Annotated in this window: 21 protein-coding genes; 14 read left to right on the forward strand and 7 right to left on the reverse strand. The window is 72.4% G+C overall.

Annotated elements, in window-relative coordinates; genetic code table 11:
- Nucleotides 1–55: 55 nt before the first annotated feature.
- The 5 genes from ACIPSE_RS21045 to ACIPSE_RS21065 all read right to left on the reverse strand — a co-directional run bounded on the left by ACIPSE_RS21045 (nt 56) and on the right by ACIPSE_RS21065 (nt 3,852).
- On the reverse strand, nt 56–1,057 hold the full coding sequence (locus ACIPSE_RS21045; protein WP_401664603.1) for a substrate-binding domain-containing protein: 1,002 nt from the start codon (nt 1,055–1,057) through the stop codon (nt 56–58).
- Nucleotides 1,058–1,284: 227 nt separating this feature from the next.
- Nucleotides 1,285–2,124, reverse strand: a complete 840-nt coding sequence (locus tag ACIPSE_RS21050) for an SAM-dependent methyltransferase (RefSeq protein WP_401664604.1) — start codon at nt 2,122–2,124, stop codon at nt 1,285–1,287.
- Nucleotides 2,114–2,266, reverse strand: coding sequence for a hypothetical protein (locus ACIPSE_RS21055; RefSeq protein ID WP_401664605.1), 153 nt, complete (start codon nt 2,264–2,266; stop codon nt 2,114–2,116). Before ACIPSE_RS21055 ends, ACIPSE_RS21050 begins: the two co-directional genes overlap by 11 nt.
- Nucleotides 2,267–2,671: 405 nt before the next feature.
- Nucleotides 2,672–3,184 carry a DUF6114 domain-containing protein gene (locus ACIPSE_RS21060; RefSeq protein ID WP_401665034.1) on the reverse strand — a complete coding sequence of 171 codons (513 nt, stop codon included), beginning with the start codon at nt 3,182–3,184 and terminating at the stop codon, nt 2,672–2,674.
- A 14-nt stretch (nt 3,185–3,198) separates the two neighbouring features.
- Nucleotides 3,199–3,852, reverse strand: coding sequence for a DUF6230 family protein (locus ACIPSE_RS21065; protein WP_401664606.1), 654 nt, complete (start codon nt 3,850–3,852; stop codon nt 3,199–3,201).
- A 734-nt stretch (nt 3,853–4,586) separates the two neighbouring features.
- On the opposite strand from ACIPSE_RS21065, the gene ACIPSE_RS21070 reads away from it, so the two are divergent.
- On the forward strand, nt 4,587–5,237 hold the full coding sequence (locus ACIPSE_RS21070) for a Tat pathway signal sequence domain protein (protein ID WP_401664607.1): 651 nt from the start codon (nt 4,587–4,589) through the stop codon (nt 5,235–5,237).
- Between the two features lie 161 nt (nt 5,238–5,398).
- Here ACIPSE_RS21070 and ACIPSE_RS21075 read toward each other — a convergent pair whose 3' ends face one another.
- The gene (locus ACIPSE_RS21075; protein WP_401664608.1) at nt 5,399–6,307 is read right to left on the reverse strand and encodes a lytic polysaccharide monooxygenase; all 909 of its coding nucleotides are present in this window, start codon (nt 6,305–6,307) and stop codon (nt 5,399–5,401) included.
- Between the two features lie 396 nt (nt 6,308–6,703).
- On the opposite strand from ACIPSE_RS21075, the gene ACIPSE_RS21080 reads away from it, so the two are divergent.
- The 10 genes from ACIPSE_RS21080 (at nt 6,704) to ACIPSE_RS21125 (ending at nt 19,542) form a co-directional block, all read left to right on the forward strand.
- Nucleotides 6,704–8,527, forward strand: a complete 1,824-nt coding sequence (locus ACIPSE_RS21080; RefSeq protein WP_401664609.1) for a S8 family peptidase — start codon at nt 6,704–6,706, stop codon at nt 8,525–8,527.
- Between the two features lie 315 nt (nt 8,528–8,842).
- Nucleotides 8,843–9,490, forward strand: a complete 648-nt coding sequence (locus ACIPSE_RS21085) for a ScbR family autoregulator-binding transcription factor (protein WP_401664610.1) — start codon at nt 8,843–8,845, stop codon at nt 9,488–9,490.
- 76 nt (nt 9,491–9,566) lie between these two features.
- Nucleotides 9,567–10,760, forward strand: coding sequence for a damage-control phosphatase ARMT1 family protein (locus tag ACIPSE_RS21090; RefSeq protein ID WP_401664611.1), 1,194 nt, complete (start codon nt 9,567–9,569; stop codon nt 10,758–10,760).
- Between the two features lie 104 nt (nt 10,761–10,864).
- Nucleotides 10,865–11,845 carry an ABC transporter substrate-binding protein gene (locus tag ACIPSE_RS21095; protein ID WP_401664612.1) on the forward strand — a complete coding sequence of 327 codons (981 nt, stop codon included), beginning with the start codon at nt 10,865–10,867 and terminating at the stop codon, nt 11,843–11,845.
- A gap of 47 nt (nt 11,846–11,892) precedes the next feature.
- Nucleotides 11,893–12,681: an ABC transporter permease gene (locus tag ACIPSE_RS21100; protein WP_401664613.1), complete on the forward strand. Its 789-nt coding sequence runs from the start codon at nt 11,893–11,895 to the stop codon at nt 12,679–12,681.
- Nucleotides 12,682–12,891: 210 nt separating this feature from the next.
- A complete protein-coding gene (locus ACIPSE_RS21105) occupies nt 12,892–13,731 on the forward strand; it encodes an ABC transporter permease (RefSeq protein WP_401664614.1) in 840 nt (279 codons plus the stop codon).
- 47 nt (nt 13,732–13,778) lie between these two features.
- Entirely contained in the window at nt 13,779–14,552 is a 774-nt protein-coding gene (locus ACIPSE_RS21110; RefSeq protein ID WP_401664615.1) for an ABC transporter ATP-binding protein, read from the forward strand.
- A 107-nt stretch (nt 14,553–14,659) separates the two neighbouring features.
- Nucleotides 14,660–16,858: a germacradienol/geosmin synthase Cyc2 gene (cyc2, locus tag ACIPSE_RS21115; protein ID WP_401664616.1), complete on the forward strand. Its 2,199-nt coding sequence runs from the start codon at nt 14,660–14,662 to the stop codon at nt 16,856–16,858.
- Nucleotides 16,859–16,970: 112 nt separating this feature from the next.
- Nucleotides 16,971–18,848, forward strand: a complete 1,878-nt coding sequence (gene phsA / locus ACIPSE_RS21120) for an O-aminophenol oxidase PhsA (protein ID WP_401664617.1) — start codon at nt 16,971–16,973, stop codon at nt 18,846–18,848.
- Nucleotides 18,849–18,912: 64 nt separating this feature from the next.
- The gene (locus ACIPSE_RS21125; protein WP_401664618.1) at nt 18,913–19,542 is read left to right on the forward strand and encodes a PDZ domain-containing protein; all 630 of its coding nucleotides are present in this window, start codon (nt 18,913–18,915) and stop codon (nt 19,540–19,542) included.
- On the opposite strand, the gene ACIPSE_RS21130 is transcribed toward ACIPSE_RS21125, so the two are convergent.
- Nucleotides 19,535–20,278, reverse strand: coding sequence for a metallophosphoesterase (locus ACIPSE_RS21130; RefSeq protein WP_401664619.1), 744 nt, complete (start codon nt 20,276–20,278; stop codon nt 19,535–19,537). The two genes, ACIPSE_RS21125 and ACIPSE_RS21130, sit on opposite strands and share 8 nt — an antisense overlap.
- Before the next feature lie 147 nt (nt 20,279–20,425).
- Between ACIPSE_RS21130 and ACIPSE_RS21135 the strand changes: the two genes are divergently transcribed.
- From ACIPSE_RS21135 to ACIPSE_RS21145, 3 genes are all read left to right on the forward strand, one after another.
- Nucleotides 20,426–21,049 carry a LysE family translocator gene (locus ACIPSE_RS21135; protein WP_401664620.1) on the forward strand — a complete coding sequence of 208 codons (624 nt, stop codon included), beginning with the start codon at nt 20,426–20,428 and terminating at the stop codon, nt 21,047–21,049.
- Between the two features lie 73 nt (nt 21,050–21,122).
- A complete protein-coding gene (locus tag ACIPSE_RS21140; RefSeq protein WP_401664621.1) occupies nt 21,123–22,250 on the forward strand; it encodes an aminopeptidase P family protein in 1,128 nt (375 codons plus the stop codon).
- A 45-nt stretch (nt 22,251–22,295) separates the two neighbouring features.
- Nucleotides 22,296–23,252, forward strand: coding sequence for an aminoglycoside phosphotransferase family protein (locus ACIPSE_RS21145; protein ID WP_401664622.1), 957 nt, complete (start codon nt 22,296–22,298; stop codon nt 23,250–23,252).
- The last annotated feature ends 165 nt before the right edge of the window (nt 23,253–23,417 follow it).

The raw sequence follows: 23,417 nt of genomic DNA on the forward strand, positions 1-23,417 counted from the left end.
CGGGAGCGGGCGGCGGATGCGGGTCGGGGCGTCCGTCCCTGCGGGGCGGGGGCGGTCAGCGGGTGCCGGCGTCGGCGAACTCGGCCACGGAGGAGACGTTCTCGCGCGTCACGAACGCCGGGCCGGTAAGCACGGGGGCGATGCCGCCGCCGCTGATGTTGCCGTTGGTGCGGTACAACCACAGCGCGTCCACCGCGAGATAGCCCTGAAGATAGGGCTGTTGGTCGACGGCGAACTGAACGGACCCGTCACGCACGGCGGCCACGAGATCCTTGTTGAGGTCGAAGGTGGCCACCTTCGCCTTGGACCCGGCAGCCTTGACCGTTTCCACCGCGTCGAGCGCGAACTGCGCGCCCAGGGTGATGACTTCGTCGATGGTGGGGTCCTGCCGCAGCCGTGCGGAGATGACGGCGTCCACGGCCGCGGAGTCGGTTCCCTCCACGTACAGGTTCTCGGTCTCGCCGCCGAACGTCTTCTTCACGCCGGCGCAGCGGGCCTCCAGGGCGACGTTGCCCCGCTCGTGCACCACGCACAGCGCGTGCTTGGCCTTCAGCCCGTCGAGCCGGTCACCGACGGCCTCTCCGGCGAGGCTCTCGTCCTGGCCGAAGAACTCCATCACGCCCTGCGACTTCCAGGCGTCGATACCGGAGTTGAGGGCCACGACGGGTATCCCCGCCGCGCGCGCCTGCGCGACCGGCGCGCGCATCGCCGTGGGTTTCGCGAGGGTCACCGCGATGCCGTCCACCTTGTCGGCGATCGCGTCCCGCACGAGCCGCGCCTGTCCGGCGGTGTCGGAGTCGCTCACGTACGTCAGCGCGACGCCGTCCTTGGCGGCGGCGGCCTCGGCGCCCGCCTTCACCAACTCCCAGAAGGCGTCGCCCTCCCCGCCGTGCGTCACCAGGGCGACACTCATCGCCCCCTTCGCAGCGCCCGCGTCGTCGTCGCTCCGCGCGTCGTCGGAGCCGGAGCAGCCCGCCAGCAGAAGCAGCGCGGCCGCCGTCAGCACGACGACGCGCGGGGGTCTGGAGGAGAACTGAGGTGTGGGTGTGGTGGCCATGGGGGTACGGCACCTCGCTGTGCGGCCGAGCAGGTGGAACGCGAAAGCGAGGCCGGAACACGGGCGTGCGTCAGCCTGTTGAACTCTCACTGCCCGGGAGCCAATCGTGTGTGACCGCCGGTAGTCAAGTGACCAGCCGCTGGTAGTGGGCTGTCGGTGCCGCATCGTGATGAGCGGGCGGAGGGCTCGGGGAACCGGTCAGGGCTGGTGGGGTGCCACGGGCGGCGCTACGGCTTGCGGGCGATCAGGCCGTACATCGCGATGTCCTCGTCCCGGAGGACCTCCGTGCCGGTTCCGTCCGGGTGCCAGTGGTGGACCTGGGTGATGCCGGGGGAGACGAGGGTGAGGCCGGCGGCGAACTCGGCGGCCTCCGCGCGGGTGCGCAGGCGCATCGGCATGCCGCGCGCGGCGTACTCGCGGGCGACGCGGCCCACTTCGGCCGGGGCGAAGTCGGCGGTGCCGACGGACATGGCGAGGTGGCTCCCGGAGGGGAGGGGGTCCAGGAGGCGGCGCACGACGGAGACGGCGTCGTCCTCGTCCAGCATGAAGTGGACGATCGCGATGACCAGCAGGGCCACGGGGCGGTCGAGGTCGAGAGTCGCCCGGAAGGCCGGCGCCTCCAGGATGCTCTCCGGGTCCCGCATGTCCGCCTCGACGTACGCGGTGCGGCCCTGGGGCGTGCCGTCGAGGAGATGCCGGGACAGGCGCAGGACTAGGGGGTCGTTGTCCACGTACACGACACGGGCGTCGGGCGCGGCGCGCTGGGCCACCTCGTGGACGCCGGGGGACGTGGGGATGCCGGTGCCGACGTCCAGGAACTGACGTGTCCCCGCCTCCTCGGCGAGGTACCGCACCGCCCGGATCGCGAAGTCCCGGTTGGCCTTCATGTGGACGGGCAGCGCGGGCCACTCGCGGCACATGGCGTCCCCCGCCTCGCGGTCCGCCGGGTAGTGGTCCCTGCCGCCGATGATGTAGTCGTAGATCCGGGCGGAGTGGGCGCTGCCGGTGTCGATGTCCCGGCCCGTGTCGCCGCTCGGGTCCGGTTGCGTGTGGTTCTCAGTGGTCATGCCTCATCCGTTCCTCGTCTCCCGGCCGCACCGGCAGGGTCGTGTACCCGTCGGAGACGAACGAGTCCACCGGCTCCGGCCGGCCCGGCGCCACCGCGAGGGCGAGGCCGGGGAAGCGGCCGAACGGGGCGGGCAGCGCCACACGGGACTCCCGGCGGGCCGGCGGGGTGCCCGGGCAGGAGCGGGCGCCGTGTCCGAAGGCCGGACGGTCCTTGTCGGCGCGGGTGACGCCGAACGCGTCGGCGGTCTCGCCGTGCTGCCCACGTCCTCCCAGGAGACGTGCCCGGCGCGGACCGGACCGAGTTGGCCGGGGTGGGTGAGCGCGGGGCCGCTGACGGCCCGCGCGGGTACCCGGCCCGGGAGTTCGACCGTGCCGTACGACGTCGTCACGCCCGGCGCGCCGCACACACCGGCGCGAGGGGGTGGAGGAGTCGGAGGAGTCATGGGCCGGATGGGGGCGCCGCGCCCGCCTCCGGGCGTGAGCCGTACCCGTCGGCGGGCGACCCGGTGTGACCTCCGGTCGCCCGCCGACACTCTGGGACGCGACTCAGGCCGTTCCGCCCGCCTCCTGCTGGAAGGCGCCGGAATCCGGCCCGGCCTCGTGGGGCCCGGCGGTCTTCGCGGCCTTGGCCGCCCGACGCCGCCGACGACGGCTCACGCGCGGCTCCTGGTCCGGCAGCCAGCCGAAGGTCAGACAGCTGCCCACGACACCGAGCAGCAGGCCGATGAAGAAGCCGCCCAGGTTCGAGGTGGGCCAGGTGCCCAGGGAGCACAGCACTCCGATGATCGAGTAGAACAGCCTCTGGGCCGGGTTGAAGAGGATCAGCAGGCCCAGCACGATCATCAGGGTCGGCAGGAGGTAGCCCGCGAGGCCCTGCATCCCGATGTGCAGCACGACCTTCAGCGAGGCTTTCATGGTGAGCAGGATCCAGGCCCCGCCCAGGGTGAGCAGCAGCCCGCCCGGGAAGGGCCGTGCGCCCCGCCACTGGCGGAAGGCGGCCCGCGCGCCCGGCCGCGCCGTCCCGGAGGACGGCGACGGCGAGGGCGACGGCAGCGGCATCGTCGCGTCCGACATCAGCAACCCGAGCTGCTGAAGCGGAGCTTGAGGCCCGGGAGGCGGAACACGGCGGCGGTGGTCGCGTAGTTGGTCTGGCGCAGGTTCGCGATGTGCACGGTGTCGGCCTGCTGGCTGAAGACGCCGATCGGGCCCTTGACGCCGGCCTTGGTCAGCGTGCTGGCGTCGTTGCCGATCTCGATGTTGTTGAAGGACGCGTCACCCGACAGCTCGGTGGAGTCGGTGGTGAGGTCGGTCGCGGACACCTTCGTCGAACCGCTGCCCGCCGTGATCAGCAGGTTGGTGCCGCCGAGGTCGACGCTCTGGCACAGGCTGTCCAGCGTCGCGTTCTTGATCGCGGAGGTGACGACCAGCACCTGGCCGCCGGTGTCACCCGCGTTGGGGCTGTTCTCCGCCATGTTGTCGAGGCCGCCGAACTGCTCGAAGCCGGTGCCGTTGAGCTCCTTGGCGGTGACCGTGAACGGCATACCGGAGATCGCGAACTGCACCCCCAGCGCGCCTTCCGCGGTGAGCACCGCGAGGGTCGCGGCGACCAGCGTGGCAGGAACGGCCATCACGGCGGCCCGGCGTGCGCGGACCCGGCCGCGTCTGACGGGCTCGGCCGTGGAACCGCTTTCGGGGTTCACGGGGGTGTTGTCGGCGGACAAGGACATGTCGGCTCCCAGGGCATAGAAGTGCGGTCTGGCTTCAGTGACACGTTGTCCTGGCGCGGACAGCGCAGGTGGCGCGGCTGCGGAGCGCTGCTCCTCGTACCTCCCGGCGGGCGCAAGGGCTTTCACGTACTCCGCAGTAGCCGACGAGGAAGTTACCGGTGGTTACTTTTAGGGGTCAAGGGAGTTGTGGAAAAAGGGTGCCTGTTGTGCCCCACCTGTGCACCAAGGCGACAACCCTGTCCCGCAAAGTTATTGACTATCCGTCAACTGCCTTGTGCCGCCTTGACGTTGAATGGTCATCAGGTCTACAACTCTGCCTGGTTCACGAGGATCCGTGGCGCCGGATCCCGCACGCGGCACCACATCCGCGTCTCCCGGACGTCCTGTCCGCCGAGGCCGCCGGTGTTCTCACCGCCGGTCTCCCGCTGGTCCCACTGCCACGTCCATGGCGTACCCGCACGGTCGCTTCCCCCTTCGGTCCGTGCCGGGGCGCCGCCACCGCCCGGCCCGGCCTGGGGCCACCCCACGGTTCCCGGCCGGTGTCCGGACGGTTGTCGTCGTCGGACCGTGACGTACGGAGAAGGCGTCACGGCCCGGCGTCGGCGGGACGCCGCGGCGCACCGCACGGCAGCACACCGCGTCCCATCGCGTCGCGTTCACGTCGCGTCCCTCATCCCTTTCACCCCCACGCAGGAATGTCCTGCACCCCCACCTCGGAAATGAGGCAACCCCGCATGCGTACGCGTTCTCTGCTCACTCTCACCGCCGCCGTCTCCGCCTTCGCCCTGGCCGCGGTGAGTCCCGCGTCGGCAGCCGACAACGTTCTCACCACCGGCTCGGCCGGCGGGGACGCCGTCGTCGACGGCGCCACCCTGACCGCCTCCCTGGCCAGCGGCACCACCGCGACGCTGTACTCCAGCGCGACCGGCACCAGCGGCATCACCTGCTCGGAGTCGACGTTCACCGCCACCGTCGAGGACGGCGGCAACCCGGCCGCCCCGGGCACCGCCAGCGAGTCGCTCGACGCGCACACCTTCAGCAGCTGCACCTCGAACGTCGTCGGTGTCCTCGGCGTCACCAGCATCACGGTCAACAACCTGCCGTACACGACCAGCGTGAACTCCGACGGCACCGTCACCGTGACCCCGGCGAGCGGTTCCACGATCCAGACCACGCTCGTGCTGCGCACCCTGCTCGGCAGCATCAGCTGTGTCTACCAGGCGGCCAGCCTGACCGGCACGGCCTCCAACACCGACAACAGCATCACCTTCACCAACCAGCAGTTCACCCGCTCGTCGGGTTCGTCGCTCTGCTTCAGCAGCGGCTACTGGACCGCCAAGTACGCCCCGGTCACCACCGGCGGCGCGGCGGTCTTCGTCAACTGAGCCGACCGGCTCCGGTGAACACCAGGACCGGGCCGCCGAACCCGGTCGGCACCTGAACCGACCCACCGGCCCCGGTCGCACGACGGCCCGCGCTCCCCGATCCGATCGGGGAACGCGGGCCCATGTGCCGTCAGCGGGTCAGCGGCCCCCGGCCGCCCGGGTCACCCCCGGCGCCGGTGCAGTACCAGCGCCGTCCCGCCGGTCAGCGCCAGCACCGCCGCCGCGCCGCCCGCGAGCAGAGGCGCCGACGGCCCCGAACCGGCGCTGTCCGTGGCCGCCACGGGCGTCGTGTCCGGGGCGGGGGCCGAGCTGCTCGGGGCGCTCGTACGGGGCTCGGCGCTCGGCGTCGGGCTCTTGCTCGTACGCGCCTGAGCGGTGCGCGTCGGCGTGGGACTGGGCGTGGGCGTGGGGGTCTTCGGCGTGCTCTCCTTCTTCGCCGCCGGGAACACGACGTCCGCGCACGAGTAGTACGTGTCCGGGGTGCTGCTGTTCTGCCAGATCACATAGAGGACCTGCCGCCCCGTCCGGTCGGCGGGCAGCGTCGCGCGGATGCGGTACGCCCCGTCGGTCAGCGCCGGGTCCGTCACCTGGGCGAACGGCTTCTCGGGGAGGTCGGACCAGGTCAGCGGCTGCGTCGGGTCGTAGCCGGGCTTGGTGAGGAACAGCTTGAACGTGCCGGTGTGCGGGATCGTCGACACGTACGTCATCGTCAGCGCTGCGCCGGGCCGAAGGGCCGTCGAGGGCCAGTCGGCGCGGGCCAGGTCGAGGCCCTTGTAGGCCGGCAGGCCGCCGCTGCACAGCTCCCCGTCGGGGATCGTCCGACGGTCGCGGCCGTTCACGTTCGCGACGCGCAGGTTGTCCCAGGCGGCGAAGGACGTGCCGTTCGCGGCGATGGCCGCCGCGCAGGCGGCGGTGCCGGCCCGCCCCCCGTCGGGGGAGCAGGCGTAGACGCGACTGACGGGATTCGTCGGCGCCCCGTGCGCCTGCGCCGGAGCCGACGCCCAGAGCAGCAGCGGGGCGACGGCGGTGGCCGCCAGGGCGGCGGTGCGGTATGCGGTCATCCGGGACATCCGGAACGTCTCCTCGGCCGGAGCGGGAACGGTGTGCTCCCGTGCAGTACGGGAGACGGGCCCGGCGCGTTCACGGCTCGTTCATGGCGGGACATCGGATGCGAAAGGGCGCAATCCCTGCCAACTGTCCTGCGCGCAGGGTGGGTTTCCGGCCCGATCGAGGGTTTCCCCCGTATTCACATGACCTTCCCTTTGCCTAGGGTTCCGCATAGCTGACCCACAGGTAACCCCTTCGCCGGTCAGCCGATGCCGGGCCGGCCCCTCGCTCTTCGCCTGTCGCTTTTCGCCTGTCGCTTTTCGCCTGTCGCTTTTCGACATTCCCCCCCGCCGCTTCGCCGACGAAGCGAACCGACCGCCGCTTCGCCCTGCCCGGAAGCGGCTACGAAAGGCAAGCCCTTGCGCACCTCCCCCTCCACACGACGGAAGCTGATCTCCGTCGCCGCGGTCTCGGCCGCGCTCCTCACGGCGGCCACGGTCTCCGCCTCCGCCTCCGATTCCCCCTCTGCCGGGGTCGCTCAGAAGGCCGCCTCCGCCGCCTCCGCAGCGGCCACCGAGGTCACCGAGGCCGCCCCCGGCGTCACCGCCGAGCGCCTCATCGTCGGCTACAAGTCCGGTGCCGGTGAGGCCGGTTCGGACCGGGCCGCGGCGGCCGACGCCGTCGCCAAGGGCAAGAGGACCGGCGAGGAGCTGGACTTCCGGCGCCGCCTCGGCACCGGTGCCGCCCTCGTCGGCCTCGGCTCGGACCTGACCCGCGCCGAGGTCGCCGACGTCGTCGCCGAGTACCGGGCCGATCCGCAGGTCGCCTACGTCGTACCGGACCGGCTGAACCGGGCGCAGGCCGACCCGAACGACACCGAGTACGCCAAGCAGTGGGACCTGTTCGAGTCGACGGCCGGTATGAACGTGCCCGGCGCCTGGACGACCGCGACCGGCGCCGGGGTGACCGTCGCCGTCATCGACACCGGCTACGTCGCCCACACCGACCTCGCCGCGAACATCGTCGGCGGCTACGACTTCATCTCCGACACCGCCGTCTCGGTGGACGGCGACGGGCGGGACGGCAACCCGGCCGACCCCGGCGACTGGTACGCGGCGGGCGAGTGCGGCACCGGCGTCCCGGCGTCCAACTCCTCCTGGCACGGCACCCATGTGGCCGGCACCATCGCCGCGGTCACGCACAACGGCAAGGGCATCGCCGGTATCGCGTACGGCGCGAAGATCTCCCCGGTCCGCGTCCTCGGCAAGTGCGGCGGCTACGACTCCGACATCATCGACGCCATCACCTGGGCGTCCGGCGGCACCGTCTCCGGCGTGCCCGCCAACGCCGACGTCGCCAAGGTCATCAACATGAGCCTGGGCGGCGACGGCGCCTGCACCACCGCGACCCAGAGCGCCATCAACGCCGCCGTGAACCGGGGCACCGTCATCGCCGTCGCCGCGGGCAACGACAACGACAACGTCGCGAACCACTCGCCGGGCAACTGCAACAACGTCATATCCGTCGCCGCGACCAGCCGCACCGGCGCGAAGGCTTCCTACTCCAACTACGGCTCCCTGGTGGACATCTCGGCACCCGGAGGCCAGACCGGCACCGGCGCCGCCAACGGCATCCTGTCGACGCTGAACTCCGGCACGAAGACGCCGTCGAGCGAGAACTACGCCTACTACCAGGGCACCAGCATGGCCACCCCGCACATCGCGGGTCTCGCCGCGCTGCTGAAGTCGGCGAACCCGGCGCTGACCCCGGCCCAGATCGAGTCGGCCGTCAAGACCAACGCCCGCGCCCTGCCCGGGGCCTGCTCGGGCGGCTGCGGCGCCGGTCTCGCGGACGCCGCCAGGACGGTCGCGGCCGTGAGCGGCGGGACGGGTACGGGGACGACGTTCTCCAGCACCGGCTCCCTCGCCGTCCCGGACAACGGCTCGGCCGTCGAGTCGTCCATCACCGTCAGCGGCCGTACCGGCAACGCCCCTTCGGCCCTCAAGGTCGCCGTGGACATCACCCACACCTACCGCGGTGACCTCGTCATCGACCTGGTGGCGCCCGACGGTTCGGCGTACCGGCTGAAGGCCGCGAGCTCCTCGGACTCCGCGGACAATGTCAACACCACCTACACCGTGGACGCTTCGAGCGAGAGCGCCAACGGCACCTGGAAACTGCGGATTCAGGACACCGCCGCACAGGACACCGGCACCCTCAATTCCTGGAAGCTGACCTTCTGACGGACTCCCGGACCCCCAACAGGCGGGTCGGCCGGTGCCGATGGGCACAGGCCGACCCGCTTTTCCGGCGTCGAGATTTGATGCCGTGAGGTTTCTGTACGGAATTTTTCTGTACTGAGCGCCCGGTTTCTCCGACAGTCCATTGCGGTCTGCACACAAGTGATCTATTAGTTGCGGGAGGTCTGAAGAGTGGAAGGAGTTCGGGGGGGCTGCATATGCCGTCGTACAGTGAGATATCGTGTACGGGGAGTAAGAAACATACGGCATGGCCTGTTCTTTTCGGGCCCTGTTCCCGCCCCCAGGAGACTCCCACCGATGGCTAGGCAGTTACGGGCCGAACAGACGCGAGCGGCGATCATCGCAGCCGCCGCCGATCTGTTCGACCGGCATGGCTACGAATCGACCAGCCTCAGTGACATCGTCGAGCACGCCCAAGTCACGAAGGGCGCCCTCTACTTCCACTTCGCGGCGAAGCAGGATCTCGCCCACGCCATCATGGAGCTCCAGTCCAGAACCCTGCGCCGGATGGTGTCGGATCTGGACAACCGGGGGTTCTCGCACCTGGAATCGCTGATCCGCACCACCTTCGGCGTCGCGCGGCTGTCCGTCGACGACCCGGTGCCAAGGGCCGGCCTGAGGCTCGCCACCGGCGGAGTCCTGGTGCCGGCCCAACTGGCGCACCCCTTCACGGAATGGCTTGAGATCACCTCCCGCAAGCTGCTCGGGGCGCTCAAGGAGTCGGACATCCACCCGGACATCGATCTCGATGCCGCCGCCCACTCCCTCGTCTGCTCCCTCGTCGGCACCCGGGTCGTCGGCCGCTCCCTGGAGCCCGTCACCCGGCAGCCGCGCCGGCTCGCGGAGATGTGGCACATCCAGGTCCGCGGCATGGTCCCGGTGCCGCGCCGCGCCCGCTACCTCAGCCTGGCCACACAGCTGGAGCGGGACATGCGGCAGCCCTGACGGCCACGGCCGGCGCCGGGGCGGTGGCGGGCGAGGTGACACGTGGAACCCGTACGCCCGACGGTACCGTGACGCCATGCCCGACACCCCGCCCGTCCCCTCGGCGCCCGTTCCCGCCCCGCCCGTGCTGCTCGCCGACGAACCCGGCACGTTCCCCCACGGCGTGCTCGCCGAACGGCATCCCGCGATCGTGCGCCAGGTGCGGGAGGCGTTCCCCTACGGGCCCGCCCAGCACCGCGCGCTGGACGCGCTCGTGGAGAACTGCACCGAGGGCGTGATCGAACCGCTGCCCGCCGACGCGCCGGACCGGGACCGCTGGGCGGCCTGGGGTGCCGACACGTACACCGGCCGCTCCTGGTTCGACGTCCCCTGGCTGTGGTCCGAGAGCTGGTTCTACCGCCGACTCCTCGGCGCCGTCGGCTACTTCGAGCCCGGACCGTGGCAGGGCATCGACCCCTTCCGCCCGTTCAAGCTCGCCGAACTCCATGCCCCGGAGACCGACGAGGAGTTGGCCGCGCTCGACGCCCTCGACGCCCGGCCCGCCGAGGACCGCACGGCCGCCCTGCTCCACGGCTCCCTCTGGGGCAACCGCGCCGACCTCGGCTTCCGTCTCTCCGCCGACGCCGGAACCCCGGTCGCCGCGCTCGTCGCCGACGACAGCGCAGAACTCGAAGCCCTCCTGGACCCGCCCGGCACGCTGTTCCTCGTCGCGGACAACGCGGGCCGCGAACTCATCCCCGATCTCCTCCTGATCGCCCATCTCCTCACCCTGGGCCGGGTCGACCGGGCCGTCCTGCACGTCAAGCCGTACCCGTACTACGTCTCGGACGCCACGACCGCCGACGTCGTCGACGCCGTACGGCGGCTGACGCGGGCGCCGGGCGCGGCGGCCGGGTACGGCCGGACGCTCTGGTCCGCGATGGCCGACGGCACCCTCACCGTCCGCGCCCACCCCTTCTCCTGCGCTCCGCTGCCCTACGCGTCGATGCCCGGCGACCTGCGCGCCGAACTCGCCGAAGCCTCCCTGACCGTAGTCAAGGGAGACCTCAACTACCGCCGCCTGGTGGGCGATCGCCGCTGGCCCGCCACCACCCCCTTCGCCGACGTGACCGCCGGCTTCCCCAGCCCGGTCGCCGCCCTGCGCACCCTCAAGTCGGATGTGATCGTCGGCCTCGCCCCCGCCACCGAGGCCGCGCTCGTCGAGGCGGAGGGGCAGCGCTGGCGCACCGGCGGCACCCACGCCCTGATCCAGGTGCGCGGCCCGAAGTAGCGCCCCCGGCCGCGCGGCGACCCGCGCCGCGTGAATCCCCGAAGAAGCCGATTCGGCTTGCATGCATGTAGTGATCATGCCAACCGGGGCGTCATCATGCGCCCATGGCGTTACGGCGATCGTGTTCGGGAAGAGCGGAAAGCGCCCTGGCGGCGAGCGTGGCCGTCGCCCTCGCGCTGACCCTGACGGCCTGCGGGGGCGGTGACGACTCCGGATCCGCGGAGAGCGGAAAGGAGACGGTCACCGTCGCCGCGCTGCCGCTGGTCGACGCCGCGATGCTCTATGTCGCCCAGGACCGCGGTCTGTTCGAGAAGGAGGGCGTGTCCGTCCGGATCCAGCAGATCCAGCAGAGCCTCCAGGCGCTCCCGGCCCTGGCCAAGGGACAGATCGACATGGTCGCGAGCGCGAACTACGTCACCTACTTCCAGGCCCAGGAGAAGGGCACCCTCTCCATCCGGATCGTCGCCGAGTCCATCAGGGCCGCGCCGCACATCATGGACGTCCTGGTGCCCGAGGACTCCGACATCAAGACCGTCGCCGACCTCGCGGGCAGGAAGCTCGCCGTGAACGTCCTCAACAACGTCCAGTCCCTCACCTTCGACGAGATCCTCGCGCAACAGGGCGTCGGCGCACCCGTCTACCGCCAGATCCCCTTCCCGCAGATGGGCGCCGCCCTCGACAAGGGACAGGTCGACGCCGTGCACGCGGTCGAACCCTTCGACAGCGCCATCCAGGACGAGTCGGGCGCCAGGGTCCTCGTCGACGGCGCCTCCGCACCCGTCGAGGCCATCCCGCTCAGCGGATACATCACCACCCAGGGCTACGCCTCCGGGCACACCGAGGAACTGGCCGCCTTCCAACGGGCCCTGAAGGCCGCCGTGGAGATCGCCGAGAAGGACCCCCAGGTCGTCCGGGACATCCTGCCGACCTACACGAAGGTGACCAAGGCGCAGGCGGCGAAGATCGACCTGCCGGTCTTCCCGGCGACGGCGGACGGCACCCAGATCGCCCGCATCACCGCGCTCATGAAGAAACAGGGGATGCTGGAACAGCCGATCGACCCGTCCACGCTGCTGGTGAAGTGAACCGAGGACGACGTGGAGCCGGGTGACGCGAGGCGACGGTGGCCCGAGTGACGGAACGTCAGGAAAGGCTGCTGCTGGGCGGCCTGGGCGTGGTGCTCGCCTTCGGCGGGTGCGAGGCGGTGAGCCGTGCCGGGATCGTCAGCCGCACCTACCTGCCGCCCGCTTCCGACGTCCTCGGCCGGGCCGTCGAACTGGCCGGTGACGGCGTCTTCCTGGACGGCGTCGGCGCCACCCTGCGCGCCTGGGGCCTCGGACTCGCGCTCGCCACAGCCGTCGCCGTACCGCTCGGCCTGCTCCTCGGGAGCGTGCCCGTCGTCGACGCCGCCGTCCGCGCGATCGTCGAGTTCCTGCGGCCCCTGCCGTCCGTGGCGCTGATCCCGCTCGTCTCCCTGCTGCTCGGCTCCGGCACCGGGACCGAGGTCGCGCTGATCACGTACGCCTGCGTCTGGCCGATCCTCTTCAACACCGTCCACGGACTCGGCGAGACCGACCCGCTCGCCAAGGACACCCTGCGCGCCTTCGGCTTCGGACGGCTCTCCGTCCTGCTGCGCGTCGAACTCCCGGGCACCGCCCCCTTCATCGCGGCGGGCATCCGCATCTCCGCCGCCGTCGCGCTCATCCTCGCCGTCGCCACCGAACTCCTCGCCGGCTTCGGGGAGGGCCTCGGCATCTTCATCGCCCAGGCGGGCCTCGCGACCGACGGCACCCGCGACGTGCTCGCGGGCGTGGTGTGGGCGGGCGCCCTCGGACTCGTCATCAACGGGGCGCTGGTGTGGGGCGAGCGGAGGCTGTTCCCGTGGACCCCCGGACACCGGACCGCCGGAGGAGCCGCGTGACAGCCGCCACGGGAAGCCGTGTGGCGGCCGTGGCGGGAAGCAGTGCCACGACCGCTGGGGGAAGCCGTGCGGCGACGGCCGGGGGAGGTCGTGTGGCGTCGGTGGGAGTGGGGCGCGTGATGGCCGCCGGAGGAAGTGGCGTGACGGCCGCCGGAGCAAGCCGTGTGACGGCCGCCGGAGGGCGCACGTGACGAGCGCTGGAGGGGGCGCGTGACGGCCGCCGCCAAGCCGGCCCGGTCGGCCGGGACGGTCATCGCCCGTACCACCGCGGGCGTCCGGCACGCCCTGCTGCGCTGGACCGTCCTGGCCGTCGCCGTGGCCGGGTGGGAGCTCGCCGCCCGCGCGCACGGCAGCGTCTACTTCCCGCCGCCCGGGCGCATCGCCGAGCACATGTACCGGCTGTGGTTCTCCGGCCCGGTCCGGCACGCGTTCCTCACCGGGGCCGCCGTCGACGACATCCTGCCCAGCCTCGCCAGGATGGCCACCGGGTTCGCCCTCGCCGCCGTCGCCGGGATCGCCCTCGGCCTCGCCATCGGCCGCTCCCGGCGCGCCCACGCCCTGTGCGATCCCGTCCTCCAGTTCGCCCGCGCCGTGCCCCCGCCCGCCCTCGTCCCCGTCTTCGTCGTCCTCTTCGACTTCGGTACGCCCATGCAGATCGCGTCGATCGCGTTCAGCGCGGTCTGGCCGGTGCTGATCAACACCGCTGAGGGCGCCCGCGCCACCGACCCGCTGCGCCTCGACGTCGCCGCCGTGCTCCGGCTCAACCCCCTCGAACGGCTCGGCCTCCTCGTCCTGCCCTCCGCGCTGCCCCGGATCTTCGCCGGACTGCGCCTGAGCCTCTCCCTCTCCCTCGTCCTCATGGTCTTCTCGGAACTGCTGCCGGGCACCGCCGACGGCATCGGCTTCACCCTCACCGACGCCCAGTCCCGCTCCGACCTGCTCACCGTCTGGGCCGCCCTGGTCCTGCTCGGCGCCCTCGGCCATCTCCTCAACACCGGTCTGCTCGCCGTCGAGAAGCGGCTCGTGGGCCGGGGGAGGAGCACCGCATGACCCCACCGACCACCCGCCACGACCCCCGGGCCAGGTGACCCCCGCACATGCTCCGCCTCGACGCAGTCGGCCAGTACTACGGCGACCACCCGGTCCTCGACGGCCTCACCCTCACCGTGCCCGACGGCCAGCTCCTGTGCGTCGTCGGCCCGTCCGGATGCGGCAAGTCCACCCTGCTGCGCACCGTCGCCGGACTGCTGCCCGCCCGCGAGGGCACGGTCACCGTCGACGGCACGCCCGTCACCGGGGTCCCCGACCGGCTCGCCGTCGTCTTCCAGGACTACGGCCGGTCCCTCTACCCCTGGCTCACGGTCCGCGACAACGTCGCCCTGCCCCTGCGCCGCCAGGGCCTCGGCCGCACCGAAAGGAGGGCCGAGGCCGAGCGCATCCTGGACCGCGTCGGCCTCGACGGCACCGCCCGCCGCCACCCCTGGCAGCTCTCCGGCGGCATGCAGCAGCGCGTCGCCATCGCCCGCGCCCTCGTCTGCCGGCCCTCCCTCCTCCTCATGGACGAACCCTTCGGCTCCCTCGACGCCCAGACCCGCGAGGACCTGGAGGACCTCCTCCTGGAGGTGCACCGCACCGACGGCACCACCATCGTCTTCGTCACCCACGACATCGACGAGAGCGTCTACCTCGGCGACCGCGTCGTCGTCCTCTCCGCGGGCCCCGGCTCCCACGTCCTGCTCGACCTGCCGGTCGGGCTCCCCGGCAAGCGCGAGCAGATCGCCACCCGCGGCCTGCCCGAGTTCGTCGCCCTGCGCGCCGAGGTGGGACGCGCGGTCCGCGGCACCCGGCCCGACGGACCCGCCACCGCGTGAACGCCCGAACGTTCCGGAGAACTCCGTGTTCGGCTCCGATTCACGCGATGGTGTGATCATGTGCCGCCCCGCGGATGCCCCGAAAAGGGCCTGGGTAGGGCCCGGCCATGACGCAGCAGCCCTTCGAACTCCCGCGCTTCTACATGCCGTACCCCGCGCGGCTGAACCCGCACGTCGACCAGGCGCGCGCCCACTCGACGGCGTGGGCCCGGCAGATGGGCATGCTGGAGGGGTCAGGCGTCTGGGAGCAGTCCGACCTCGACGCGCACGACTACGGACTGCTCTGCGCCTACACCCACCCCGACTGCGACGGCCCCGAACTGAGCCTCGTCACCGACTGGTACGTGTGGGTCTTCTTCTTCGACGACCACTTCCTGGAGACCTTCAAACGCACCCAGGACCGCGCGGGCGGCAAGGCATACCTGGACCGCCTGCCCCTGTTCATGCCGATGGACCCGGCGACCCCGACACCCGAACCGCACAACCCCGTCGAGGCCGGACTCGCCGACCTGTGGGCCAGGACCGTGCCCGCGATGTCCGCCGACTGGCGCCGCCGCTTCGCCCTCGCGACCGAGCATCTGCTCAACGAGTCGCTGTGGGAACTGTCCAACATCAACGAGGGGCGGATCGCCAACCCCGTCGAGTACATCGAGATGCGCCGCAAGGTCGGCGGCGCCCCCTGGTCGGCCGGGCTCGTGGAGTACGTGGCCGGCGAAGTGCCCGCGTCCGTCGCCGGATCGAGGCCGCTGAGGGTCCTCATGGAGACCTTCTCCGACGCCGTCCACCTCCGCAACGACCTGTTCTCCTACCAGCGCGAGGTGGAGGACGAGGGCGAGAACAGCAACGGCGTCCTCGTCCTGGAGACCTTCTTCGGCTGCACCACCCAGCAGGCCGCCGACACCGTCAACGACATCCTCACCTCCCGACTGCACCAGTTCGAGCACACCGCCCTCACCGAAGTGCCCGCGCTCGCCCTGGAACACGCCCTCGCACCGCACGAGGTCGCCGCGATCGCCGCCTACACCAAGGGACTTCAGGACTGGCAGTCCGGCGGTCACGAATGGCATCTGCGCTCCAGCCGCTACATGAACGAGGGCGCCCGCTCCACCACGCCCTGGCACCTCCCCGGCGGCCCCGGCACCTCCGCCGCCGACATCGGCGCCCTGCTCGCCACGGCGGCCTCGGAACGCACGCGCGCGTACGGGCACGTGCCGTTCCAGAAGGTCGGCCCGTCCCTGCTGCCCGACTTCCACATGCCCTTCGAGGCCGTGCACAGCCCGCATCTGGCCGCGGCCCGCCCGCGCCTCACCGCCTGGATGCACCGCACGGGCATGCTCAGCGAGGGCGTGTGGGACGAGGACAGGCTGGCCGCCGCCGACCTCGCCCTGTGCTCGGCGGGCATCGACCCCGACGCCACCGCCGAGGCCCTCGACCTCAGCGCCCAGTGGCTCGCCTGGGGCACCTACGCCGACGACTACTACCCGCTCGTCTTCGGCCGCCGCCGCGACCTGCCCGGCGCCCGGGAGGCCAACCGGCGGCTGTCCGCGTGCATGCCGCTCGACGGCGAGGCGGCCCTCGTCCCCGCCAACGGCATGGAACGCGGACTGACCGACCTGTGGGCCCGCACCACGGCCGGCCTGGGACCCGAGGCACGGCTCTCCTTCAAGGAGGCCGTGGACCGGATGCTGGAGAGCTGGCTCTGGGAGCTTGCCAACCAGCTCCAGCACCGCGTCCCCGACCCGGTCGACTACCTGGAGATGCGCCGCGCCACCTTCGGCGCCGACCTCACCATGTCCCTGTGCGGGCTCGGCTCCCGCTCCGTCGTACCGCCCGAGGTCTACCGCAGCGGTCCCGTCCGCTCACTGACGAACGCGGCGGCCGACTACGCGGCCCTGGTCAACGACGTCTTCTCGTACCAGAAGGAGATCGAGTACGAGGGCGAGATCCACAACGCGATCCTCGTCGTGCAGAACTTCTTCGGCGTCGACTACCCGTCCGCCCTGGCCGTCGTCCACGACCTGATGACCCAGCGCATGCGGCAGTTCCAGCATGTCGCCGCCCAGGAACTCCCGGTCGTGTGCGAGGACTTCGCCCTCACCCGGGAGGCCCGCGAGGAACTCGACGCGTATGTGCGCGACCTGCGGAACTGGATGGCGGGCATCCTCCACTGGCACCGCGAGGCCGACCGCTACAAAGCCGCCCATCTGGCCCGCCGCACCCACGGCTTCCTCCCGGGCCGGCCGCCCTCCCTCATGTCACCGAACGTGACGGCAGGCGCGGTCGGTGGGCGGTCGGGACGTCACTGACAGTTTTCCGAACTTTTCCCAAGGAACAGGATATTCAGGGAACTTCGCCGATGCGGCGGGAGTCCTCTGAGGTGAGGGGAACAGACGACAGAACACACGGGGGTGTTCGACCTTGACCGACATCATCGAGAGGATCACCGAGAGCGACGCCGAGGAGCGGTTCGCGGCGCCGGGCGAACTGGCGCCGTACGTGGCGCCGTTGCCCGTCCCGCCGACCCTGCGGCCCGACCCGGGCGACACGCTGCGCGAGACGGAGATCGCCCTGCACCCGACCTGGGTGCGGATGCACCCGCAGCTCCCGCCGACCCTGATGTGGGGGTACGAGGGCCTGGTGCCCGGCCCCACCATCGAGGTGCGGCGCGGACAGCGCGTCCGCATCGCCTGGACCAACCGCATACCCGAGGGCAGCGAGTACCCGGTCACCGCCGTCGAGGTGCCGCTCCGCCCGCCGGGCACCGCGCCCGCCACCACCGAACCGGGCCGCGACGGCGTCGAACCCGACGAGAACGTCGCCGCCCTGCCCGCCTGGTCCGTCACCCATCTGCACGGCGCGCAGACCGGCGGCGGCAACGACGGCTGGGCGGACAACGCCGTGGGTTCCGGCGACGCCCAGCTCTCCGAGTACCCGAACGACCACCAGGCGGTCCAGTGGTGGTACCACGACCACGCCATGAACATCACCCGGTGGAACGTGTACGCGGGCCTGTACGGCACCTATCTCGTCCGGGACGAGGAGGAGGACGCCCTCCATCTCCCCGACGGGGACCGGGAGATCCCGCTGCTGCTCGCCGACCGCAACCTCGACACCGACGAGGACGGCAAGCTCAACGGCCGCCTCCTGCACAAGACGGTCGTGGTGAACCCGTCCCACCCGGAGACCGGCAAACCGGTCACGACACCGTTCGCCGGCCCGTACACCACGGTCAACGGCCGGATCTGGCCGTACGCCGACGTCGAGGCCGCCTGGTACCGGTTCCGCCTGGTCAACGCGTCGAACGCGCGCATCTACGACCTGGTCCTGCTCGACGAGGACGACCGTCCGGTGCCGGGGATCGTCCACCAGATCGGCAGCGACGGCGGACTGCTGCCCCGGCCCGTGCCGATCGACTTCGACGGCGCGCTGCCCACCCTGACCGCCGCCCCCGCCGAGCGCTTCGACCTCCTGGTCGACTTCCGGGGCCTCGCGGGGCGCAGGCTGCGCCTGGTGAACAAGGGCCCCGGCCGGCCTGCCGGGGTGCCCGATCCGGTGGGCGGGGTGCGCTATCCCGCCGTCATGGAGTTCAGGGTCGGGGAGGGCTGCGAGGCCGACCCCTTCCAGTTGCCCGAGGTGCTCTCCGGCTCCTTCCGCCGGCTCACCCATGACGTGGAGCACGGCCACCGGCTGATCGTGCTCACCCCGCCCGGCACCAAGGGCGGCGGGGGACACCCCGAGATCTGGGAGACGGCCGAGGTCGAGGACGCGAGCGGGATCACCTTCCCCACCGACGGGATCATCCAGATCACCGGACCCGACGGCACCACCAGGACCTACCGGCGCACCGCCCGCACCTTCAACGACGGTCTCGGCTTCACCATCGCCGAGGGCAGCCACGAACAGTGGAGCTTCCTCAACCTCGCGCCGATCCCGCACCCGATGCACATCCACCTGGCCGACTTCCAGGCCCTCGGCCGCGACCCGTACCTCGTCACCGGCTTCGACCCGGCCGTGGGCGGCACCCGCACCCCGATCGCCCACGATCCGTCCGTCACCGTCCCGCTCGCCCCCAACGAGCTGGGCCACAAGGACGTCTACCGGGTCCCGGGCGGTCAGATGCTGCGCATCCTGGGCCGCTTCGACGGCGCGTACGGCCGGTTCATGTACCACTGCCACTTCCTGGAGCACGAGGACATGGGCATGATGCGGCCCTTCGTCGTCCTGCCGCCCGAGGCGCTGAAGTTCGACCACGGCGCCGGTCACCACGGCGGCCACGAGAGGAGCCGCACCGGCTGACCGGGGGTCAGTCTCACTCGTTCGTGGCTCGTCGGGCACCGGTGCGCCGGGTAGAGCAACAGCCATGGAACAGACCGCGTTGCGTCCCAAGCCGATGCCCGGCCAGGAGCCCGGCGGTACGCCCGCGTCCCGCCCCGCGCGGCGTCCGCACGCCGCGCGGCGGCGGGGCCGGCGGCTGCGCACCCTGCTGTTCGCGCTGTCCGTCGGAACGGTTCTGGTGCTGTCGGGGGTGGGGCTCGGCACCCTCGGCGCCACGGTCATCGGCATGAGCAGGCTCGCCGAGATGCGCGAGGAACTGGCGGCTGCCGCCCCGGACACCGCGCCGCGCACCACGACGGACACCGCGTCCGGCACCGGCACGGCCGCCGCGCCGCTCGGCCCGTTCCGTCCGCCGGCCGCCGCGCCCTCCACGGCCTCGCCCGCGCCCCCGGCCGCGACGCTCGGCATCGAGGTCGTGGACGCGAAGAAGGCCGGCGCCCTGGTCGTCGGCGTCCATGTGCCGGGCCCCGGCTACACGGCGGGCCTGGAGCGGGGCGACGTCCTGCTGGTGGTCGGCACGACGCGCGTCGACTCCGCGTCCGACCTCGCCCGCGCCGTCGCGGACACCCGCCCCGGCAAGGAGGTCACCCTGACGATCCTGCACGAGAGCGGCGGCTACCAGCAGCTGACGGCGGTCCCCGGCATCGTCACCTGACGACCCGGAAGTGGCTGGTCAGCCGCCCGGCGTCGTCGAGGACATGGAAGGCGAGACCGACCGGCGCGTCCCGGTCGGCGACCTCCGCGCCCTCCCACGGCAGCCGCAGCGTCCAGGTCACCCCGGGCCCGACCACCAGCGGACGCCCCGCGAACACGGTGGCCGCCGGCGTGTGGGCGTGGCCGGTGATCAGCCCGGCGATCTCCGGGCGCCGCTCCAGCAGACCGGCCAGCCGGTCCGGGTCCCGCAGCCGGTAGGCGTCCGGCAGCGGATGGTGCAGCGCCACCGGCGGATGGTGGAAGGCCAGCAGTGCGCGCCGGCCCTCCCCGAGTCCGTCGAGCGTCGCCTCGATCCAGGCGTACGTCTCCTCGTCGAGAGCGCCCTCGTCCCGGCCCGGGACGCTGGAGTCGCACATCAGCACAGCCGTGCCGTCGACCACCCGCACGCTGTTGACCGGCCCGTCGGCCGCGGGCCGCCCCAGCAGGGCCTTGCGGTACGGGGCGCGGCGGTCGTGGTTGCCCGGGCAGGTCAGCACCGGGAACGGGGCGCCGGCCAGCAGAGCGGCGGCCTCCTCGTACTCGGCCTCCGCGCCGTGGTCCGCGATGTCACCCGTCACCAGGAGCGCGTCGACCGGCCCCGGCAGCGCCCACAGGTGCTCGCGCACTCGCCGCGCGCGCTCGGTGGCCCGTTCGGTCCCGTCCAGATGCAGATCGCTGAGGTGCGCGAGCACGAGCACGTCGAATGCCTCCCCTGAAACCAGCCGGACACTAATGCCGTACTGAGATACAAGCATTAGTACTAACGCTCCAGCAACCCCAAACCATTAACAAGGGGAGGGGAAAAGGGGTGGTCCGCGGCTTCCGCGCGGGCCACGATGAGCACCATGCCGAGCACCCTCCTCGCCTTCCTCGGGGCCTGCACCCTCATCGCGGCCTCGCCCGGACCGAGCACCGTCCTGATCATCAGGCAGTCCCTGCACAGCAGGCGCTCCGGCTTCCTGACCGTCCTCGGCAACGAGACCGGCGTCTTCGTCTGGGGCCTGGTCGCCGCGTTCGGCCTGAGCGCGCTGCTCACGGCCTCCGAGCCGGCCTACGACGTGATGCGCCTCGTCGGCGCGGCCGTCCTCGTCGTGTTCGGCGTCCAGGCACTGCGCCAGGCCCGCCGGGCCGAGGCGGCGCCGGACGACACCGGCCCGCCCGACGGCGCGCGCGGCGGCTGGGCCGCCTACCGGGGCGGACTCCTGCTCAACCTCGCCAACCCCAAGGCCGGCGTCTTCGCCCTGTCGTTCCTGCCGCAGTTCGTGCCCCAGGGAGCCCCGCACCTGCCCGCGATGACCGGCCTCGCCGCCCTCTGGGCCGTCTACGAGATCGGCTACTACGGCCTGTATGTGTGGTTCGTCGGCCGGCTGCGGACCCTGCTGTCCCGGGCCGGGGTGCGCCGCCGCCTGGAGCAGGTCTCCGGGGGCGTGCTGGTGCTGCTCGGCGTCCGGCTGGCACTGGAGGGCTGAACCGGCTCGCGCCGCCCCCGCTGTCCGGGCAGGATGCTGCCCGTAGTCCCTTCGTCCGCCCTGGGAGGCCCGGATGTCCGGTACAGCGCTCGCGCCCTTCACCGCCGACGAGTACCGGGCCCGGATGGAGCGCGCCGCCCGGGCCGCGGCCGACGCCGGACTCGCCGGGCTGCTCGTGGCCCCCGGCCCCGACCTGGTCTGGCTCACCGGCTACACGCCCACCGCGATCACCGAACGGCTCACCCTGCTGGTCCTCGCCCCCGGACAGGACCCCGTCCTCGTCGTCCCCGCCCTGGAGGCACCGGACGCCGGGCACGCCGTCGGAGCGCCCGCGCTGACCCTGCGCGACTGGACCGACGGCAAGGACCCCTACGCCGCGACCGCCGCGCTGCTCGACCCGGCCGGCCGGTTCGGGATCAGCGACAACGCCTGGGCGATGCACCTCCTGGGCCTCCAGCGGACCCTGCCCGGCACCTCGTACGCCTCCCTCACCGACGCCCTGCCGATGCTGCGGGCCGTCAAGGACGCGGCGGAGGTGGAGCTGCTGGCCGCCGCCGGAGCCGCCGCAGACGCGGCGTTCGAGGAGATCCGCCAGGTCCCCTTCGGCGGGCGGCGCGAGTCCGAGATCGGCGCCGAACTCGCCCATCTGCTGCGCCGGTTCGGCCACTCCCAGGTCGACTTCACGATCGTCGCCTCGGGCCCCAACGGCGCCAACCCGCACCACGAGGTGGGCGACCGGGTCATCGAGCGCGGCGACATGGTCGTCCTGGACTTCGGCGGCCTCAAGGACGGCTACGGCTCCGACACCTCCCGCACCGTCCACGTCGGCGAACCCACCGACGAGGAGCGCCGGGTCCACGACCTCGTGCGCGAGGCCCAGGAGGCCGGATTCCGGGCCGTGCGCCCCGGCGCCGCCTGCCAGGACGTCGACCGGGCCGCCCGCGCGGTCATCGCGGACGCCGGGTACGGCGAGTACTTCATCCACCGCACCGGGCACGGCATCGGCGTCACCACGCACGAGCCGCCCTACATGATCGAGGGCGAGGAACAGCCCCTCGTCCCCGGCATGTGCTTCTCCGTGGAACCCGGCGTCTACCTGCCGGGCCGGTTCGGCGTACGGATCGAGGACATCGTGACCGTCACCGAGGACGGCGGCCGGCGGCTGAACGGCACCAGCCGCGAGATGGTCATAGTCGACTGAGCAGCCCGCAGCCCCCGTACACCCCCGAGTGACAACGGCGCGACCATGACCCAGGCACCGACACCCACCGCGGACACCGTCCGGCGGCTGGTCCGTTCCCTTCTCAAGGACGCCTCCGGCACGCCCGGACCGGACGTCAGACCGGTCCCCGGGAGCGCCGGGTCCGCCACCTGGTGGGTCGGCGCCCGCCATGTGCTGCGTCTGGCCCCCGACCGGGAGGCCGCCGTCCGCCAGCGCCGCGAGCTCAGGCTGCGCGACCTGGTCCGCCCGCACGTCCCGGTCGCCGTCCCGACGGGCGTGGCCCACGGCGAGTGGGCGCCCGGCCTGACGTACACCCTCGACGGTCTGCTGCCCGGCGGGTCCGCGCGCGAGCACGACGTGTCCGCCGTGGGGGAGGCCGACCTGGCCGCGCTGCTCACCGGGCTGCGCGAGGTCCCGGCCCGGCAGGCCGAGATGCTCGGCGTCCCCCGTGTCGCCCCCCGCTCCCTGGAGGGGCTGCGCCGCGCCGCCGAACGCGCGGCCGAACTCCTCGGCAAGGCGGACGAGTTCGACCCCGCGCGGATGCACCAGCTGGGCCAGGCCGCCGCCGTCCAGCTCGCCGCGCAGCCCGGCACCGCCGTCCTCGTCCACCACGGCCTCACCGGGGACCATCTCGTCGTCGGCGCGGACGGCAGGGTGCGCGGCGTGCTCGGCTGGGCCGACGCCGTCCTCGGCGACCCGGCCGAGGACATCGCGGGGCTCGCCCTCGCCGTGGGCGCGCCCGCCGCCGTCCGCGCCGCCACACTCGCCGGGTACGGGGCCCGCCCCTGCCTGCGCGGCCTGTGGCTGGCCCGCTGCGACGCCCTGCTGCGCCTCGCCGCCCGGGGCGAGGCCCGCGACGGCACCCCGCTCACCGAACTACGGGTCCGGCTGCGACACGCCTGGGAGGCGATCCTCCTGGAACGCGTGACGGAACTCCGCGAGCACGACACCCGGCCCCCGGAGAACGAGGACGACTACTGACGCCGGCCCGCGCCCCGGGGGACCTGCCCGGAGCCCGTGGGGGTTCTGCCCGGAGCCCGAGCGATATGCCCGGACCCTTCCGAGGACCTACCGAGCCCCTCCCGGGCCTGTCCGGTGTCCCCGGCGACGTGCTCGGCCCCCGGGCCCCCGAGGCCCCACGGGCCC

The sequence above is a fragment of the Streptomyces sp. NPDC090106 genome, from assembly GCF_044747265.1.
In the GTDB taxonomy this organism is placed as follows: Bacteria; Actinomycetota; Actinomycetes; order Streptomycetales; family Streptomycetaceae; genus Streptomyces.